Genomic DNA, 17,751 nt, shown 5'->3' on the forward strand with positions numbered 1-17,751 from the left:
TTTGTGGAGAATAACGGAGTCGAACCGTTGACCTCCTGCGTGCAAGGCAGGCGCTCTAGCCAGCTGAGCTAATCCCCCATTTTTTAGTTGTCAGTTAACAGTTTTCAGTTAACAGCACTTAAAACGGTTACTCAACCTCTAAAATTTCCTTTTTTACTAAGCTTTTCAGTTTTTTATTTTGTTTTTTATAATTTACAATTCATAATTAACAACTTAAAAAGTAGTCCCGGGCAGACTCGAACTGCCGACCCCTACATTATCAGTGTAGTACTCTAACCAGCTGAGCTACGAGACTCTGTTTTTACTTAATTTTCATTATTTTTTAAATTAACAGCAAGAGCAATAAATTCTTTAAATATTTTCCAAATTCTCTTTTCGTCTCTTTCCTTAACGTGTTGATAAATCAACTAACAATAAGGCTCTAGAAAGGAGGTGTTCCAGCCGCACCTTCCGGTACGGCTACCTTGTTACGACTTAGCCCTAGTTACCAGTTTTACCCTAGGCAGCTCCTTGCGGTCACCGACTTCAGGCACCCCCAGCTTCCATGGCTTGACGGGCGGTGTGTACAAGGCCCGGGAACGTATTCACCGGATCATGGCTGATATCCGATTACTAGCGATTCCAGCTTCACGGAGTCGAGTTGCAGACTCCGATCCGAACTGTGACCGGTTTTATAGATTCGCTCCTGGTCGCCCAGTGGCTGCTCTCTGTACCGGCCATTGTAGCACGTGTGTAGCCCAAGGCGTAAGGGCCGTGATGATTTGACGTCATCCCCACCTTCCTCACAGTTTACACTGGCAGTCTTGTTAGAGTTCCCGACATGACTCGCTGGCAACTAACAACAGGGGTTGCGCTCGTTATAGGACTTAACCTGACACCTCACGGCACGAGCTGACGACAACCATGCAGCACCTTGTAAATTGTCTTGCGAAAAGTCTGTTTCCAAACCGGTCAATCTACATTTAAGCCTTGGTAAGGTTCCTCGCGTATCATCGAATTAAACCACATGCTCCACCGCTTGTGCGGGCCCCCGTCAATTCCTTTGAGTTTCATTCTTGCGAACGTACTCCCCAGGTGGGATACTTATCACTTTCGCTTAGCCACTGAAGTTGCCCCCAACAGCTAGTATCCATCGTTTACGGCGTGGACTACCAGGGTATCTAATCCTGTTCGCTACCCACGCTTTCGTCCATCAGCGTCAATCAATTAGTAGTAACCTGCCTTCGCAATTGGTATTCCATGTAATCTCTAAGCATTTCACCGCTACACTACATATTCTAGTTACTTCCTAATAATTCAAGTTTAGCAGTATCAATGGCCGTTCCACCGTTGAGCGATGGGCTTTCACCACTGACTTACTAAACCGCCTACGGACCCTTTAAACCCAATGATTCCGGATAACGCTTGGATCCTCCGTATTACCGCGGCTGCTGGCACGGAGTTAGCCGATCCTTATTCTTACGATACCGTCAAGCTGGTTCACGAACCAGTGTTTCTTCTCGTATAAAAGCAGTTTACAATCCATAGGACCGTCATCCTGCACGCGGCATGGCTGGATCAGGCTTGCGCCCATTGTCCAATATTCCTCACTGCTGCCTCCCGTAGGAGTCTGGTCCGTGTCTCAGTACCAGTGTGGGGGATCTCCCTCTCAGGACCCCTACCCATCGTAGCCTTGGTAAGCCATTACCTTACCAACTAGCTAATGGGACGCATGCTCATCTTTCACCGTTGTGACTTTAATACTAAGTTGATGCCAACTCAGTATACTATGAGGTATTAATCCAAATTTCTCTGGGCTATCCCTCTGTGAAAGGTAGATTGCATACGCGTTACGCACCCGTGCGCCGGTCTCTTGGTTCGAAAACCAATACCCCTCGACTTGCATGTGTTAAGCCTGCCGCTAGCGTTCATCCTGAGCCAGGATCAAACTCTTCATCGTATATTATGCGAATCAAATTGCTTTGATTCTATTTATGTTTGACTGAAGATCTAGTGGTTTTATTATAATCTATCGATTCTATTACTCTTATTCTTTTGTTTTAAGATCTCTCTTAAAACGGCTGTCAATTCAATATGTCTAGGAACGTGTCTTATCTTTTTTTTCGTCTCGTATAACTCACTTAGTGTGTTTCTCGAAGCGGGTGCAAAAGTATAACTTCTTTTTAATCTCGCAAGAAAAATTTAAAGTTTTTTTTCGAAGTTTTAAACCTCTTTTCTTTAATCTTTCTTACCAATCTCTCAAGGAACTTTGCATATTTTGCGGGGTGCAAATGTAATAAGCCAATTCAAATCTCACAAGTTTTTTTTGATTTTTATTTTAGAAACCTTAATCCCTAAATCAAATAATAACTGGCAATATCTTAATGAACTTTGTCGCTGTTGCGGGTGCAAAAGTACCACCTTTATTCGCTTAAACAATACTTTTGAACAAGTATTTTTACCCTTTTTAAAACTTTGTTTTTAACCATCTGAAAACGTGTGTCTTGAAATTGTAGCATCTTAAACTTTAAAACTCTTTTTATAGAAAAGAAGCACTTTGACCATAAAAAACAATCAAAATTCTTCTTTATGCCTCTAAAAATAGATATCAAACCCCTAACCTAGCCCTGATAGAAGCGGAAATCCTTCCAGTCCGGCTTGCGGACCGCGAAGATTGTAGTGAACAACAGGTAGATGCTCCTAATTAATTTGATTATATTATCTATTTAATCAAAACGAATGGCTTTGACTGGAGAAATTTTTGTTATTATATAGGAAGGAATCAATAAAACCAAGAAACAAACACTAATTGTAAGTAGATTTAGCAATGCTATATACCCAAAGTTCAGGTAAACAGGAGCCTGATCTACATAATAATTCTCAGGATTAAGCTTTATTAACCCAAAATACTGCTGAATCATCAAAATAGTAATCCCTATTAAATTCCCCCAGAACAATCCACGAAGGATAAGGTAAGATGCATTGTATAAAAATATTTTTCTAATACTCCAATTACTAGCTCCCAACGCCTTTAAAATCCCTATCATTTGAGTACGCTCCAAAATAAGCACCAAAAGCGCCACAACCATATTTATGGTAGCAACAACAATCATTACAATTAAAATAACAATAATATTGAAATCGAATAATTGCAACCACTCGAATATATAACTGTATTTTTCTATTATAGTTTTTGTATCAAGTGTAGACCCTGTGTACTCATAAACCTGATCTCCTACCGTTTTAATATTATCAAAATCTGAAACAAAAACCTCAAAAGCTCCTACTTGATCCGGCTTCCATTTATTAATTCGTTGTATGTGCCGAATATCGCCTAATACATAAGAAGCATCAAATTCTTGAAATCCGGAATTAAAAACACCTGTGATTTTAAACCTACGAATATTGGGTAACTTGTTTTGCCCTTCCTTCATAAAGAAAGTATTAAAAACGTCTCCAACTTTTAAATTTAATCTATTAGCCAAAAACTGAGACAACAAAACCTCTTGATTCACTTTATTAGAATAATCAGGCAATTTCCCCGCAACAAGATATTCCTTTATATTATCCCATTTGTAATCTGAACCAACTCCTTTAAAAATTATCCCTTCAAAAGCCGTTTCTGTCCTTATAATCCCTGCCTTACTAGCAATTGCCTGAATATGATCTACTCCATTAACCGAGTTAAACTTCGGATAAAAATCTTGATTTTTAGAAATTGGCGCCAAGGTTGTTTCTGACTGATTACTATCAAAATTTGATATAATGATATGGCCATTAAAAGCAGAAATTTTTTCTCGTATTTTTTGTTGCAGACCAATTCCAGTTGCTACTGAAACTATCATCATAACCATACCTATAGCGATTGCCGATATGGCAATTTTAATAATTGGTGCCGATATACTACTTTTATAATCCTTAGCAGTTATAAGTCTTTTAGCGATAAAGTATTCTAAATTCAAGATCTAAGTATTAGTTTAAATGCAAATATACATTAAAGTTTCCAGCGTTGAATTGCATGAACGCTCTGCAATAAAAGCCATTATGTTTTCAAATTATTTAAAGAGGCAATTTCTTTTTCATTTCCTCTACGATATTATAAGCAGCAGGACAAATGGCAACATTTTTTAAAGTAAGATCAGAAATTTGCTGAAACTTCTTTCTATCCGTATGAGGAAACTCTCTACACGCTTTTGGACGCACATCATAAATCATACAAGCATTTTCATTATCAAGAAAGGTGCAAGGCACACTTTGCAAAACATAATCTTTATCTTCATCAATCTGCAAATACTGCTCAATAAACTGCTGTGGTTTTTGTCTTAAATATTTTGAAACACGCTCAATATCTGCTAAAGTAAATAATGGTCCCGTTGTCTTACAACAATTGGCACATTTTAAACAATCTATTTTTTTGAATTCAGCATCATGTAAATCTTGCATTACATAATCTAAATTTTTAGGCGTTTTCTTTTTCAGCTTATCGAAATACTTTTTATTTTCAATATGCTTATCTTTGGCATCTTTAGGAAGATTATTCAAAATTTGTTTCAAGTTTACAATTTAAAGTTGGATCCACAAAAGTAACAAACTTGAAAGCTGAAACCTGAAACTTTAAACAAAAAAGATGAAAGACCTTTTTGGCCAAGCCATACTAGACTATCAAACTAACAATTCCCCAGAGGATTTAATTACCGAAACCACCATATCTGAAGCTGACGAAATGAGCGTTGCCTATTTATTTCGATCATATGTTGATATGCCTCCGCTAGAGCAAAAAGCGCTACAAATAGCCAAAGGAAAAATTCTTGACATAGGATGCGGAGCAGGAAGCCACAGTTTATACCTGCAAAACGAACTAAACTTAGCTGTTACCGCCATTGATATTTCTAAAAATGCTATTCAAGCCTGCAAATTAAGAGGTGTTTCGAATGCCCAAACGATAGACATGCTGGATTTAGATTCAAAAGAAAAATTCGATACCATTTTATTGCTAATGAATGGTACCGGAATATTTGGAAAAGTAAACAATCTTCCCAAGTATCTTCAAAAATTAAAAACCCTTTTAAATACAAACGGTCAAATACTGATCGATTCATCTGATATCATTTACATGTTTGACGAAGATGAAGACGGAGGTAAATGGATACCTAGCAATAATTATTACGGCGAATTAGAATTCTCCCTTACTTATAAAAATGAAAAGGAAGAATCATTCCCTTGGCTCTACCTTGACTATAACACTTTACAAAATGCAGCAATTGACAATGGATTAAATTGCGAATTAATTCTTGAAGGTGAGCATTATGACTATTTAGCCAAGCTTTCCATCTAGACAATCTTCAACATTAAACAAAAAAAGCCAAACAAAATATTGTTTGGCTTTTTTCATCCTCTTTATAATTTAAGGAATATTCAAATATTTATGTGTTTGTAATGAAACTCTCCATTTTGGATTGTTCATTACATAATCCACTATCAGCGGAGTCATCTCCTCTTTCTTACTCCATTCTGGTTGAAGAAACAAAATAGCATTATCATTGACTAAATCTGCCTGTTCTTCTGCAAAAATAAAATCATGTTTATTATGAATAATCACTTTCAATTCCTGAGCACTATCATAAACTGTTTGAGTAGGCAATTTATTTTTCTTTGGAGAAAGACAAATCCAATCCCAAGTTCCAGATAAAGGATATGCCCCAGAAGTCTCTATATGTACTTTTCGATTATTCTCTTTTAGTTTTTGAGTCAAAAGATTCATATCCCACATTAAAGGTTCTCCTCCAGTTACCACTACCGTTTCAGAATATTTACTTGCATTTTCGACAATTCTGCCAACAGCAGTAGGAGGATGCAATTCTGAATTCCAACTTTCCTTAACGTCACACCAATGACAACCTACATCACACCCACCAATTCTAATAAAGTAAGCAGCCGTTCCTGTATGAAAACCTTCACCTTGAATGGTGTAAAACTCTTCCATCAACGGAAGCATAGCCCCTTTATTAACTTCTAATTGTATTTCTTTTGATAACATTATTGTAATTTAAAGTGCAAAGATAGTTAATTTGAAAAGGAGTCAATTTAATAATATTAAAATCATTAAAGATGAGTTTTAATATTCATCAATAATCTTGGTAAAATAGCTGTATAAAAAAACCGATAGTCCTTAAACTATCGGTTTTTTTATGTAAAATCGAATGAAATACTATTTTAGTCCTTTCAAAGATTCTGTTGCAAATTTATTCGCTGGATCAATTGCAAGTGTTTTAGAAAAATACTCTTTAGCTTTCACTGTATCACTAGAATTAGCAGCGATAGTGTTATAAGCCTCAATAAGTTTTGCCTTAGTTGAAGACTTAGCCAGTTCTTCAGCTCCATTTGCCGTTACAACTTTGATAAATTCTTCATAATACTGAATCATCATCGCTGGCTTTTCAGCTAAACCATTAACTCTTGCTCTGTAGATGTAAGCATCTTGGGTAGTAGGTGAACCGGTAATTAAGTTCCCTAGAGCAGTATCCGCTTTTTGCAAAGCAACAAAGTCCGGTTTTTGATCCGCAGTAACATTTGCGTTAGCAAAATAAATTGATGTTCCTAAGTAGAAATTATCAATTAGATAATTCTTAGACTCCACATTTGTTACTGCAATTTCTAAAAGTGCAGCTGCTTCTTTATACATTTTTTGTCCGTATAATTTTGTAGCCACTTCGTTCAGATCGTTAGCAATATACTCTTCCATCTCTACCGCTTTCTTAATAAAAGATACACCTTCGTTAAAAAGAGCCGGATCGATAGACGCTCCATCTGCACTTGTCCCTTTTTTAATTTTTGCTAAACCTAAATATAAATAATCTTGAGCAATTACTTTATTAGATGGGTTTCCAATAAAATCATTCAATGATTTGATAGCTAAATCAACATTACCATTTTCATAAGCTGAATACCCTAAATAACGGTAAATTCTTGGATTTACAGCATCAATTTCTTTCATTTTATTAGCTTCAATTTCTAAAGCTTTATAATCTTTTGCCAAGATAAGGAAATCGGCATGACGCATACGAGAAGCCAAAGAATAATCAGTAAGAGTCATATATTTCTCATAATAAGACAAAGCTTCTTTGATATATTGATCGTATCTACCTGGTACATTAGCAGCCCAATAGTAATAAGTCTCCGCTAATTCTCTATAAACTGGCCCATAATTAGGACTAATAGCGATTACATCATTATAGGCCGTTACTGCTTCAGTATATGCTTTTGCTCCTTTTAGCAAAACTCCCAATTGCATTTTAGCTCTTATCATTGAATTATCTGCTTGAAAAGCATTTCTATAAGCAGCATAAGCTTCATTTTGATTCTTCTCACCATAAAAAGCATCACCTAAAGCCAATTGTACTTGTGCTTCTTGTCCACTGCGCTCTTTAGCAAGATTCAAAGTTTCAATAGCCGCTTTATAATCAGGCTTAGAAGCATTCATATAAGCACGAGCTATATACACATACTCTTCAAAATCCTTTTTTCTCATTTCTTTTTTAGCCAATTCGAATTTAGCCTTTGCAGCCATAACATCGCCATTGTCCAAATCGATTTGCCCTAGACCTATTTGATTTAAATGCGCATGATCCTTAGCGGTCAAACCATTTTGATAAGACATTTTAGCAGAATCAGCGACATTTTGAATAAGATAAACGTTTCCTAAAAGAAAGAACGCTGTCCCTTCGGCTGGATTAGTTTTAATTATCGATTTTAAAGTCGATTTAGCATTTTCAAATTGTTCGGCGTCAATAGCTTTCTTAGCTTGATTTATATCCTGAGCTTGTGTAACGGATACGGAAGCCAAAAAGGCAACACTTAAAATTTTAAATTTGTTCATTTTAACTTTATTTGATTTATTCTTATTTAATTTTTTCGGTTTGATTGGTCTTAAAAATAACTTTTCTTCCAGGTACTCTTACTGGCAATAATCCTGATTTCAAAACGATACGTTGACCAACCTCTCCAGCAACGAATGAAGCAAAGCCCATCCCTAACCCATTATAACCCTGACAATTTATTATAAACAAATCACGTGCCAAAGGATAAGAACCTTCTGCCAAGTTATTTTGTGTTGGAGCAAAAAAACCATTCTTACCTACCGCTTTCACATTCAGCACATGTACGTCCTTTATTAAATTCTTAATTTCCGCAGATGGTTGATAAAGCCAATTTAAACCTACAACACCTATCATTCCATCATTTTCCGAAACAAACTTAACGACATCCTCATTCACTTTAAAAGAATAAATTCCTTTTTTAGGAAGTTCTTTAATCCCCGATAATTCAGTCATATAACGAACACTACTCGAATTTAAATTATCAAAAACCAACCCTTTAATTGCTTTTTGATCCTTTCCTTGCATAAAATGAATCACATCTTCCAAGGCTATTAAAGTATCGTTCGATTTTTTATTAGAAATAAATGCAATGGCATCAGTAGCAATCTTTGTTGTTTTTGGTTTAATCTTAAGTATTTCAAAATGCTTTAATTCTTCTGCATTTAAAGTTCTAGGCAATATCGCGATTTGCGAAGTATCATTAAGGAAAGATCTTAACACTTCTTTTTCAGACTTGGCATCTAAACTAATTTTAGCTTTATAATCACTTTGAAAAACAGCAATTTGCTCCTCGATTAAGGGCTTTATACTTTCATCTACCAGAATTGTAGCAGAACCTTTTAAAATCGTTTCTTTTTCTTTTGTAGTGCCATCTGACTGCTTACAGCCAATGAACAATACAGTTATAAAAAGAATTGACACATACTGAAGTTTTACAAAATTTTTCATAATCTAATCTTTATTATCGTTAATAATACGGACAAACCTGATAGCGGCATATCCTACCAAAAGAACCCCAAAAACAAGTCTGTAACCCGCACTCATATCTAAGGGAAAATTCTTCATAAAGATAATAAATAAACCTAAAACAAGGTAGGTCAGAAAAAACAAAATTCCTATAACGAGAAGAAATCGCTCTTTAAGCGATTTCTTCTGAATATTTCTACTAATTTTATCCAACATTACTCTGCAGTTTGAATAGTTATCGGAAGAGAATAAAGCACCCTTACCGGTTTTCCATTTTGCACCCCAGGATTCCATTTTGGACATTTTTGTAACACTCTCATAGCTTCTTTTCCAGTACCGTAACCGATATCTCTTAATACTTTAATATCAGTTAACGAACCATCTTTTTCTACAACAAAAGTCACATATACTTTTCCTTTAAGACCTTCTTCTTCAGGTGCTCGGTAATTTTTCGCTACAAAAGAGTAAAATTTCTCAATTCCACCAGGAAATTCAGGTTTCACCTCGATACCAGCCGTGTTGTAAATTTGATTATCTTCTTCCACAACCTTACTTGGCCCTGTACCTACTGGTGCTACAGTTAATACTGCATCTGGATCTCCCTTAATTGTTTCAGCACCTATCTTTTTTTCTTTGATCTCAACAATTTTCGGTGGCTCTTCAGTCACTTCTTCTGCCTTAGCCACTACTGGCTTCACAAACTTAACCTGATCCACTTTTGGTGGTGGTGGTGGTGGTGGTGGAACATTTAATTTAGGCTCTTCTTTCTTCTTTGGAGGTAGTTTTACTGCAGTGATTTTAATATCTCTGTCAATATCCTGGTCTTCTCCTTTAGGAATTAAGTCCATGATTAGAGGAGCAGCAACAGCAATACTAAAAAATATAGCCCCAATAATAAGCGCTTTAATAGTAGTTTTTCTATTGGTTCTTCTTAACTCATAAGCTCCGTAAACTTTATTACGTCCTTCGAATACGATCTCAAGCCATTGATTTTTTAATATGTCTAATTTCATTTTTCTTAATTATTAGGTTATTAAGAAAACAAGATTGCTCTTATTTTCCTTCTAACAATTTTTGTTCTTCAGGAGAAAAATCATTAACAATAGTATAGGTCGGAACATCAGAAATTGCCATTTCATCTAGTATATCAATTACATTTCTATAATTTGCTTTCTTACTAGGCTTGATAATTACAATCATACCTTTATCCTTGTTTCCAGTATACTCTAATACTGACTTCTTTCTAGTTAAAATCTCCTTACGTATACCGTCTTTACCATATGGCAATTCCTTTGGACCTGCAATAGGAGTAGCCAACAAACCAACGTAGTAAACTAACTTATTGTCAGCACCCAACATAATTGTCATAGTACGATTTTCGTCAACCTTCATATCTACGTTATCTTTGCTCGGATCTTTATCTGGCAACCCCAAGTTCATCGATTGAGGTTTAGACAACGTCGTAGTAAGCATAAAGAATGTGATTAATAAGAAAGCTAAATCCACCATAGCAGTTAAATCTACCTTTGCGTTTGCTTTTTTAGCTCTTACTTTACCACCTTTTTTGCCTCCACCGTCGTCGGTATTTAATTCAGCCATTTTAGTGTATTTTTTTTATTAAAAATCTTTTCCTCTTAAACCAGTAACTAAACTAAAGCTATTGATTTTTTGATCTTGCAACATATCCATCACTTTTCTAATGGCTGGATATTCTTCTTTTGCATCACCTTTAATAGCGACTTGCAATTCTTTATCATTCACCTCTATATTTGCAATACGTGCATTATAGATCCAGTCTTTCAACTGATTATCAAGCGAGTCTGCTGGAATACCAGGTTGCCCTGCTTTACTTCTATCAGCCGCTTTCATGTCAATGATTTGTTTAAGATTGAGAAGTGGCACACCAAAATCATCCATCCTTGAGAATGTGTTTTTATCTTCCTCAGAAAAAGCCACACCATATTTTTCGCCCATCAACTCTAAGGTTCTGATTCGAACTTCTTTTCCTTTCAAATCAAAAAAAACTTTTCCTTTTCCTACAGTTAAAGTAGCCAAATCAGTCTCAGGTAATTTTGTCTGAACTGTTGAAGTAGGCGTATCTACAGGCAATGCTTCCGGAATCTTAGCTGTCGAAGTCATTACAAAGAAGGTAAGCAATAGAAATGCGACATCACACATTGCGGTCATATCAGTAGACCCCGCATTCTTTTTTATATTTATTTTAGCCATTCTTTTTGTTTTTTATTTGATATAAATATCAACCTAATTATTGCTTCAAACTTCCTCTGAATCTTCTGTAAGTATTTACAATTGATACCGCTGCCTCATCAATAGAGTAAGTCAAATCATCAATTTTAGAAGTAAAGAAGTTGTAAGAGATAATTGCAACAGCAGAAGTTCCAATACCTGTAGCAGTATTAATAAGTGCTTCAGAAATACCGGCTGCAAGAGCTGCTTGATCAGGAGTTCCGGCAGCAGCAAGTGCACCAAACGCTTTAATCATACCAGAAACTGTTCCTAACAATCCAATAAGAGTTCCTAATGAAACTAAAGATGAAATAATTGTCATGTTTTTTTGTAACATTGGCATTTCAAGAGAAGTTGCCTCTTCTATTTCTTTGTGAATAGTCTCAGAAGCTTCTTCACTATTAAATCCTTCTTTTTTAACTGCTTGGTATTTCACTAAGGCTGATTTAATTGCATTTGCAACAGATCCTTGTTGTTTATCGCAAGAAACGATAGCTTCATCAATTTCTCCTGCTTTGATACTTGTTTGTATCTTTGTCATAAAAGTATCTAGTTTCGTTTTACCAGCTGCTTTAGAGATAACAAAATATCTTTCGATAGAAAACACAAGAACCATTAATAACATCCCTAATAATACTGGTACAACAATACCTCCATGATAAACTTGGCCTAAAGTATTCAATGGATGTCCAGTTTCTGCATTCCCACCTTCAAAATTCGCAGGGTTACCCATGATAAATTTCCAAATTAACAGACCAACACCAATACATGCTAAAATAATCATACCTGAAACCATTCCTCCACCATTTGAAGTGTTTTCTTTTTTAACGTTTGCCATTTTTTTTTAAATTTTAATAGTTTTAAATAATTTATTTTTATGTTATAATAAACTTGTTAGGAGCAAATTTATATGTTTAGTTCAAATAAAAAAACTTTTTTTAATTTTATTCATATTAAATTTAAACTATTTGAGCTTAGTGATTTTTAATCAATTTGAATAATCATCAGCATTCACAATAAAATTAATTGTTTTTAAAAAAATATATAATCGTTTTATGATTAATCATCACAAATAAGCATTACAACTAAGCCGAGTGTTAAAAATATTTTTTTTAACTATTAACAACAAAATTGGAATAAAATTGCACTAAATACTAAAATTACTTACTTTTAAAAGGTTAAATCCCGCAAAGTTCTAGTTCAATTAAAACATTATGATCAGAAAAAACGATTTCGTAGAAAAAATTATTGAAGGATATAGTTCAAAAGGAGAAAGTATACTTTTAGGCGGAGCCATCCTTGATGAAGAAGCTTTAGCTGATGTTTATGTTAAAATCCCTCTAAAAACCCTAAATAGACATGGTTTAATTGCCGGTGCAACCGGAACCGGAAAAACTAAAACCATTCAAGTCTTATCTGAGCAATTATCCGCAGTTGGAATCCCTGTTTTAATGATGGACATCAAAGGTGATTTTAGCGGTATTGCCAAAGAAGGCGAGGAAAAACCGTTTATAACTGAGCGCCACGCAAAAATAAACATTCCTTATAAAACAGCTAAATTCCCTGTCGAGTTATTAAGCTTATCCGAACAAAGCGGAGTACGTCTTCGGGCAACCATTTCTGAATTTGGACCTATTCTATTTTCAAGAATATTAGACCTGAATGACACTCAAGCTGGCGTCATGTCAATAATATTTAAATATTGTGATGACAACAAAATGCCTCTATTAGATTTAAAAGACATTAAAAAAATCATCAACTATATTACCGAAGAAGGAAAAGATGAAATCACTGCGAGCTACGGTAAAATTTCGACTTCGACAACGGGTATCATTCTGAGAAAAATTATCGAACTTGAGCAACAAGGAGCTGATTTGTTTTTTGGAGAAATGTCCTTTGACGTAGACGATTTAATGCGAATTGACGAAAACGGACAAGGATACATCAACATTATCCGATTGACCGACATTCAGGATAAACCAAAATTATTCTCCACCTTCATGCTAAGTTTACTTGCCGAAATTTATCAGCAGATGCCCGAAAAAGGAGATTCAGACCAACCTGAACTCGTTGTTTTCATTGATGAGGCGCATTTGATTTTTAAAGAGGCCAGCAAGGCTTTATTAGATCAAATAGAAACAATTGTAAAACTAATACGCTCAAAAGGAATAGGGATTTACTTTATTACACAAAATCCAATGGACGTTCCCAGTGGCATATTGGCTCAATTAGGTTTGAAAATCCAACATGCTTTAAGAGCGTTTACCGCCAAAGACCGTCAAGCTATAAAACAAACAGCTGACAATTACCCTACTTCTATTTATTACAAAACCGATGAAGTATTGACTAGTCTCGGAATTGGTGAAGCTCTCGTTACAGCTCTAAACGAAAAAGGAATTCCTACCCCGCTTGTCGCCACAATGATGCGTGCCCCAATGAGCAGAATGGATGTTTTAACCGAAAGTGAAATTCAGGAAATCAACAATAAATCGAAATTAGTAAAAAAGTACAGTGAACTTATTGATCGCGAAAGTGCTTATGAAATGCTCAATAAAAAAATTGCTGTAATTGATGAAGAAACCGCCCAAAAAGAACAAGAAATAGAAGAACAAAAAGCAGCAAAAAGAAGCTCAACCCAAGGATCTAGTACAACTGAGGCAGTTGGAAAATCAGTTTTAAAAGTATTGACAAGCGCTACTTTTATCAGAGGAGCATTTGGAATATTAACAAAAATGTTGAAAAAATAATATTTTAAAATCCCCACGAGCAACAGTCCGGAATTAAAAACTTAATTCTGGATTGTTGCTTCTTTATTTAGCAAATCTAAGATTTTAGATTCCACCTCTTCACTATCCCAAATTGCTTCTACATTCTCCATCTTTAAAACCTCCTCCATAATGGCATTTTGATAATCTCCAATAGCCAAAGCCTCTGCATAAGGCCGATCACTAAAAGTCACCCTACTATATAAAGGAATCCATTTTTCCGGATGTTTATCTGAGAACCATTTCTCTATTTTCTTTTGCAAAAGAAATTTATCATCAGCCGTTTTTGAACTCATTTCCAAAAAATTGCGATACGAAAGTTCCGCAATAGCATCGGCATTTGGTTTACGCGATTTTTGATATTCAGCAAAAATAGTTTCCCAATCATCACCAAATTTCTCGATCATTTCATAGAGAACTGATATGTCTTCAAAACCGGCATTCATTCCTTGACCGTAAAAAGGAACAATTGCATGACAAGCATCACCTATTAAAGCAATTTTATCTTTATAAGTCCAAGGAAAACATTTCATCGTAACCAATGTACTGGTAGGATTTTTAAAGAAATCTTCGGCTAGTTTAGGAATAACGTCAATTGAATCAGGGAAGTTTTTTTCAAAAAAAGCTTCAACATCTTTTCTGTCTTTGAGTGATTCAAAAGAATTTTTTCCCTCAAAAGGCATAAATAAAGTACAAGTAAAACTACCTTCTAAGTTAGGCAAAGCAATTAACATATACTCTCCTCTAGGCCATATATGAAATGAATTTTTATCCAGTTTATGGGAGCCATCTGGATTTGAAGGAATATTTAACTCTTTATATCCAATATTTAAAAACTCCTGCGAATAGTTAAACATACTTTGGCGTTGCATACGATGACGAATTCTAGAAAAAGCACCATCAGCACCAAATACCATATCGTATTTTTTTTCTTCCCATTCTCCTCTTTCCGTTTCTCCAATATGTAAAGTGGCTTCATTCAAAGTCACATCCCAAATTTTTTGTTCAAAGAAAAATTCAGCACCGGCAGCTTCGGCCAAATCGATCATTTTTCTATTTAAACTTCCTCTAGAAATTGAATAAATACATTCTCCTTCCTGTCCGTAATTCTGAAAATTAAGCCTATCTACTAAGTGAATAGCGCGCTTATCCATCGGAATTGCTATTTCTCTTACCGCATCACCTACATTTACGTTGTCTAAAGCTTTCCAGCCTCTATTTGACATCGCTAAATTTATGGAGCGCCCCGAAAATTGAATCTGTCTAATATCCGGGCTTCTGTCGTATATATGAACGATATGTCCCGCTTTGCGTAGGTAAATAGCCAATAGCGAACCGACTAAACCGGAACCTACGACAGCTATTCTTTTTTGAGTTTGCATTATTTTCTATAAAAGTTAAGCAAAATTACTGATTTATTATTTCAAGGAGTCTAAAAACCCTAGTTTTCAGCTGGAATAAAAACTAATTTTGTGGAAGTTTTAACAATCTCCTCCTTATTCATTTTCATTTTCCTGAATTTCCCAGCATTATACATTTCGGCTTGATCACGATAATGAGCACTCAAAGGATTTCCAGATTGTCCCGTTGGTAAAATACTCCAGCTGTTCTCTACATCCGAAAAATCAACGATTCGTCTTGTTGAAGGTCCTCCGGTCACTGTATACTTTGCTTCATCGGTAAAATCAAACATTTGATTATTAATCACTTCATTAGAGCCCGAAACTTCAAACGGACCTACGTTAAATATCCTCCTTAAAGCAGCCACTTTCCCCAGTGGATGCTGGTATTCTACCACATGTACTTTATTCCAAGTCCATGCTGAAACTGAGTTCCCCAACTGTTTCTCCAAAGCAAGAATCGCTTCTTTAAATGATTGGGAAAGAATATCTTTTCTGCTTTCTTTTCTGTTTTTAGTTGTAATATTATCCCACCAAAGCGAATTATCATTAGCCACTTGTTCTGCAATTATTTGCTTCATTATATGTGTCCCCAAAAACTGTTTGAAACTTTGCTTTCCAAGTTCGTCTTCAAAAGTATTCTTTAGATACAAATAAATCCATTTATTGTAAATCGTAGGTGCAACTTCTTCTTTCTGATTTCCTCCTTTCCAAGATTTCAAAACAGTAATTGCTTCTTTTTCATTTCTCGAAAGCGTATTTCCATTTAGAGCCGAAATTAAATTCTTAACTATGTCTGGAGCTACAGATGAAACATCATCAGTAATCATTCTACTCACCGCCTCCTTATCCCAATTTGATTTTGGATCCAATAATTGGGTAATTCTTTTTGCTCTGTCCTCAGGCAAATAATACCCTGGATATAAAAACCCATCAATGGCTTCGGGTTGGTTATTAGCTGAATAAACATAGTTCCAATCCGGATTTACAGCCGAAGGATTTTTGGAGAAATCCAAATACTCAACTATATCATCTTTGCCGGAAGCGCCATCCAAAATAAAATGAGTGTCAACGTCTTTATTGTGCTTGTATAATTTTCCCGTTGCCCACCAGCCCACATTTCCTTTGGCATCACCATACATTACATTCAGACCTGGCGCAGCAATAAGACCAACCCCTTTTTGAAAATCAGCTTTACTCTTTGAATGGGAAAGTATGTAAACTGCTTCTAAAATCTGAATCGGCTGCTGAGTATAAATCCACGACAAGGCAACTGGTTTATTTTTATCCAAACCTTCAATCATATCATTCATAATAGGTCCGTGACGGCTGATTTTTACATTCAATAAAACATCGGAACTGTCTTTTACTTTTATTACTTTTTTTTTCAGCTCATAATCGCTGACCCCATTTGCTGTTTTGTATTTATTCGCATCCTTAGGATCATTTTCTTCCTGATACAAATCGATATCATCGTTCTCGAACATCGTCAAACCATAAGCATAATCTCTGTTATGTCCCAGCAAAGGATAAGGAGTTCCCGCCAGATAACAACCATACAATTCAAATTCCGGTGTGACCAAATGCGCTTCATACCAAGTTCCCGGTTGAGAAAAACCAATATGTGGATCATTGGCAAAAATCACTTTCCCGTTTTTGGTTTTCTTTGGCCCAATTACCCAACTATTACTTCCTATAAAAGGCGGAATTGGAGCTTTTTCTAACAAGGCTGCAATCGATTTTGAAATAGCGGCAAATTCCTGTGGCTTTTCTTTTGCCGTTTTTATAATTGTTTTATCCAACGATCCATCTAGTCCAAAATCTTTGAGATAATCCATTCCATATTTATTGCGAATATCTGTCAATAACGGATCTGTTTTTTGTGCCATAGCAAAACTGAAGGACATGTATCCAAAAATATTATAAACATCTTTGATCGTGAATTTCTCTTTTTTTACCCCAACCAACTGAAATTCTATCGGACCAACTCCCTCATCCATATATTGATTAATTCCGTCCAAATAAGCCATTGCTAATTGATAGCTTGGACTATTTTTATCCAAAGCCGCAATGGCTTTTTCCGAAGCTTCTTCGATACCGAGTCCAGCAAAAAATTGATCGTTCTTTAAAGTCACTTTCCCAAAAATTTCGGACAAACGTCCCGGAGCGATGCGTCGCATTAACTCCATTTGCCACAAACGATCTTGAGCATGAACATAACCCAAGGCAGTCATAGCATCTTTAGCATTATTAGCATATATATGAGGAACTCCAAAATCATCAAAATAAACCGTGGTTTCTTTCTGAATATTTTTCAACTCTACTTTACCTTCATATTTGGGTTTTAGATAAAAACCATAAATTACCAAAGCAATAGCAACTATACCTAAAATCGATAAAACAACAACAACTACTTTTTTAATTTTTTTCATATTCGAAGAAATTTCATTCACAAATATAAAGGTTTTAAAAATTAAACTGAACGAAATTAAATTTCATCAGCTCAAAACCACAATA

Annotated in this window: 14 protein-coding genes, 2 tRNA genes and 1 rRNA gene; 2 read left to right on the forward strand and 15 right to left on the reverse strand. The window is 35.4% G+C overall.

What is annotated here, in order from left to right; all coding sequences use genetic code 11:
- Positions 1-4: 4 nt before the first annotated feature.
- The 5 genes from LNP19_RS02285 to LNP19_RS02305 form a co-directional block, all read right to left on the reverse strand.
- Positions 5-78: transfer RNA gene (locus tag LNP19_RS02285), tRNA-Ala, on the reverse strand.
- Positions 79-221: 143 nt separating this feature from the next.
- Positions 222-295: transfer RNA gene (locus LNP19_RS02290), tRNA-Ile, on the reverse strand.
- A 130-nt stretch (positions 296-425) separates the two neighbouring features.
- Positions 426-1,939 (reverse strand): 16S ribosomal RNA (locus LNP19_RS02295).
- A 766-nt stretch (positions 1,940-2,705) separates the two neighbouring features.
- Positions 2,706-3,941, reverse strand: a complete 1,236-nt coding sequence (locus LNP19_RS02300; protein WP_230063159.1) for an ABC transporter permease — start codon at positions 3,939-3,941, stop codon at positions 2,706-2,708.
- A 97-nt stretch (positions 3,942-4,038) separates the two neighbouring features.
- Positions 4,039-4,533, reverse strand: coding sequence for a YkgJ family cysteine cluster protein (locus LNP19_RS02305; protein WP_230063160.1), 495 nt, complete (start codon positions 4,531-4,533; stop codon positions 4,039-4,041).
- A 73-nt stretch (positions 4,534-4,606) separates the two neighbouring features.
- On the opposite strand from LNP19_RS02305, the gene LNP19_RS02310 reads away from it, so the two are divergent.
- Positions 4,607-5,314: an SAM-dependent methyltransferase gene (locus LNP19_RS02310; RefSeq protein WP_230063161.1), complete on the forward strand. Its 708-nt coding sequence runs from the start codon at positions 4,607-4,609 to the stop codon at positions 5,312-5,314.
- Between the two features lie 69 nt (positions 5,315-5,383).
- Here the strand turns inward: LNP19_RS02310 and LNP19_RS02315 are convergent, their stop codons facing one another.
- The 8 genes from LNP19_RS02315 to LNP19_RS02350 all read right to left on the reverse strand — a co-directional run bounded on the left by LNP19_RS02315 (position 5,384) and on the right by LNP19_RS02350 (position 11,907).
- On the reverse strand, positions 5,384-6,016 hold the full coding sequence (locus tag LNP19_RS02315) for a 7-carboxy-7-deazaguanine synthase QueE (RefSeq protein WP_230063162.1): 633 nt from the start codon (positions 6,014-6,016) through the stop codon (positions 5,384-5,386).
- A 171-nt stretch (positions 6,017-6,187) separates the two neighbouring features.
- Complete coding sequence (locus LNP19_RS02320) at positions 6,188-7,855, reverse strand: tetratricopeptide repeat protein (RefSeq protein ID WP_230063163.1); 1,668 nt, start codon at positions 7,853-7,855, stop codon at positions 6,188-6,190.
- 22 nt (positions 7,856-7,877) lie between these two features.
- Entirely contained in the window at positions 7,878-8,804 is a 927-nt protein-coding gene (locus LNP19_RS02325) for a PstS family phosphate ABC transporter substrate-binding protein (RefSeq protein WP_230063164.1), read from the reverse strand.
- A gap of 3 nt (positions 8,805-8,807) precedes the next feature.
- The gene (locus LNP19_RS02330) at positions 8,808-9,038 is read right to left on the reverse strand and encodes a hypothetical protein (RefSeq protein WP_230063165.1); all 231 of its coding nucleotides are present in this window, start codon (positions 9,036-9,038) and stop codon (positions 8,808-8,810) included.
- Complete coding sequence (locus LNP19_RS02335; RefSeq protein ID WP_072943800.1) at positions 9,038-9,835, reverse strand: energy transducer TonB; 798 nt, start codon at positions 9,833-9,835, stop codon at positions 9,038-9,040. Before LNP19_RS02335 ends, LNP19_RS02330 begins: the two co-directional genes overlap by 1 nt.
- Positions 9,836-9,875: 40 nt before the next feature.
- The gene (locus LNP19_RS02340) at positions 9,876-10,421 is read right to left on the reverse strand and encodes an ExbD/TolR family protein (protein WP_072943798.1); all 546 of its coding nucleotides are present in this window, start codon (positions 10,419-10,421) and stop codon (positions 9,876-9,878) included.
- An 18-nt stretch (positions 10,422-10,439) separates the two neighbouring features.
- Positions 10,440-11,051, reverse strand: coding sequence for an ExbD/TolR family protein (locus tag LNP19_RS02345; protein WP_072943796.1), 612 nt, complete (start codon positions 11,049-11,051; stop codon positions 10,440-10,442).
- A gap of 37 nt (positions 11,052-11,088) precedes the next feature.
- Positions 11,089-11,907, reverse strand: a complete 819-nt coding sequence (locus tag LNP19_RS02350; RefSeq protein ID WP_072943794.1) for a MotA/TolQ/ExbB proton channel family protein — start codon at positions 11,905-11,907, stop codon at positions 11,089-11,091.
- A 376-nt stretch (positions 11,908-12,283) separates the two neighbouring features.
- Here LNP19_RS02350 and LNP19_RS02355 point away from each other — a divergent pair, with 376 nt between their 5' ends.
- Complete coding sequence (locus LNP19_RS02355) at positions 12,284-13,816, forward strand: helicase HerA-like domain-containing protein (RefSeq protein ID WP_230063166.1); 1,533 nt, start codon at positions 12,284-12,286, stop codon at positions 13,814-13,816.
- A gap of 41 nt (positions 13,817-13,857) precedes the next feature.
- Here the strand turns inward: LNP19_RS02355 and LNP19_RS02360 are convergent, their stop codons facing one another.
- Positions 13,858-15,216 carry an FAD-dependent oxidoreductase gene (locus tag LNP19_RS02360; protein ID WP_230063167.1) on the reverse strand — a complete coding sequence of 453 codons (1,359 nt, stop codon included), beginning with the start codon at positions 15,214-15,216 and terminating at the stop codon, positions 13,858-13,860.
- 59 nt (positions 15,217-15,275) lie between these two features.
- Positions 15,276-17,666: a penicillin acylase family protein gene (locus LNP19_RS02365; RefSeq protein WP_230063168.1), complete on the reverse strand. Its 2,391-nt coding sequence runs from the start codon at positions 17,664-17,666 to the stop codon at positions 15,276-15,278.
- Positions 17,667-17,751 lie beyond the last annotated feature (85 nt).

Origin of the sequence: Flavobacterium acetivorans (assembly GCF_020911885.1) — a bacterium.
Classification (GTDB): domain Bacteria; phylum Bacteroidota; class Bacteroidia; order Flavobacteriales; family Flavobacteriaceae; genus Flavobacterium; species Flavobacterium acetivorans.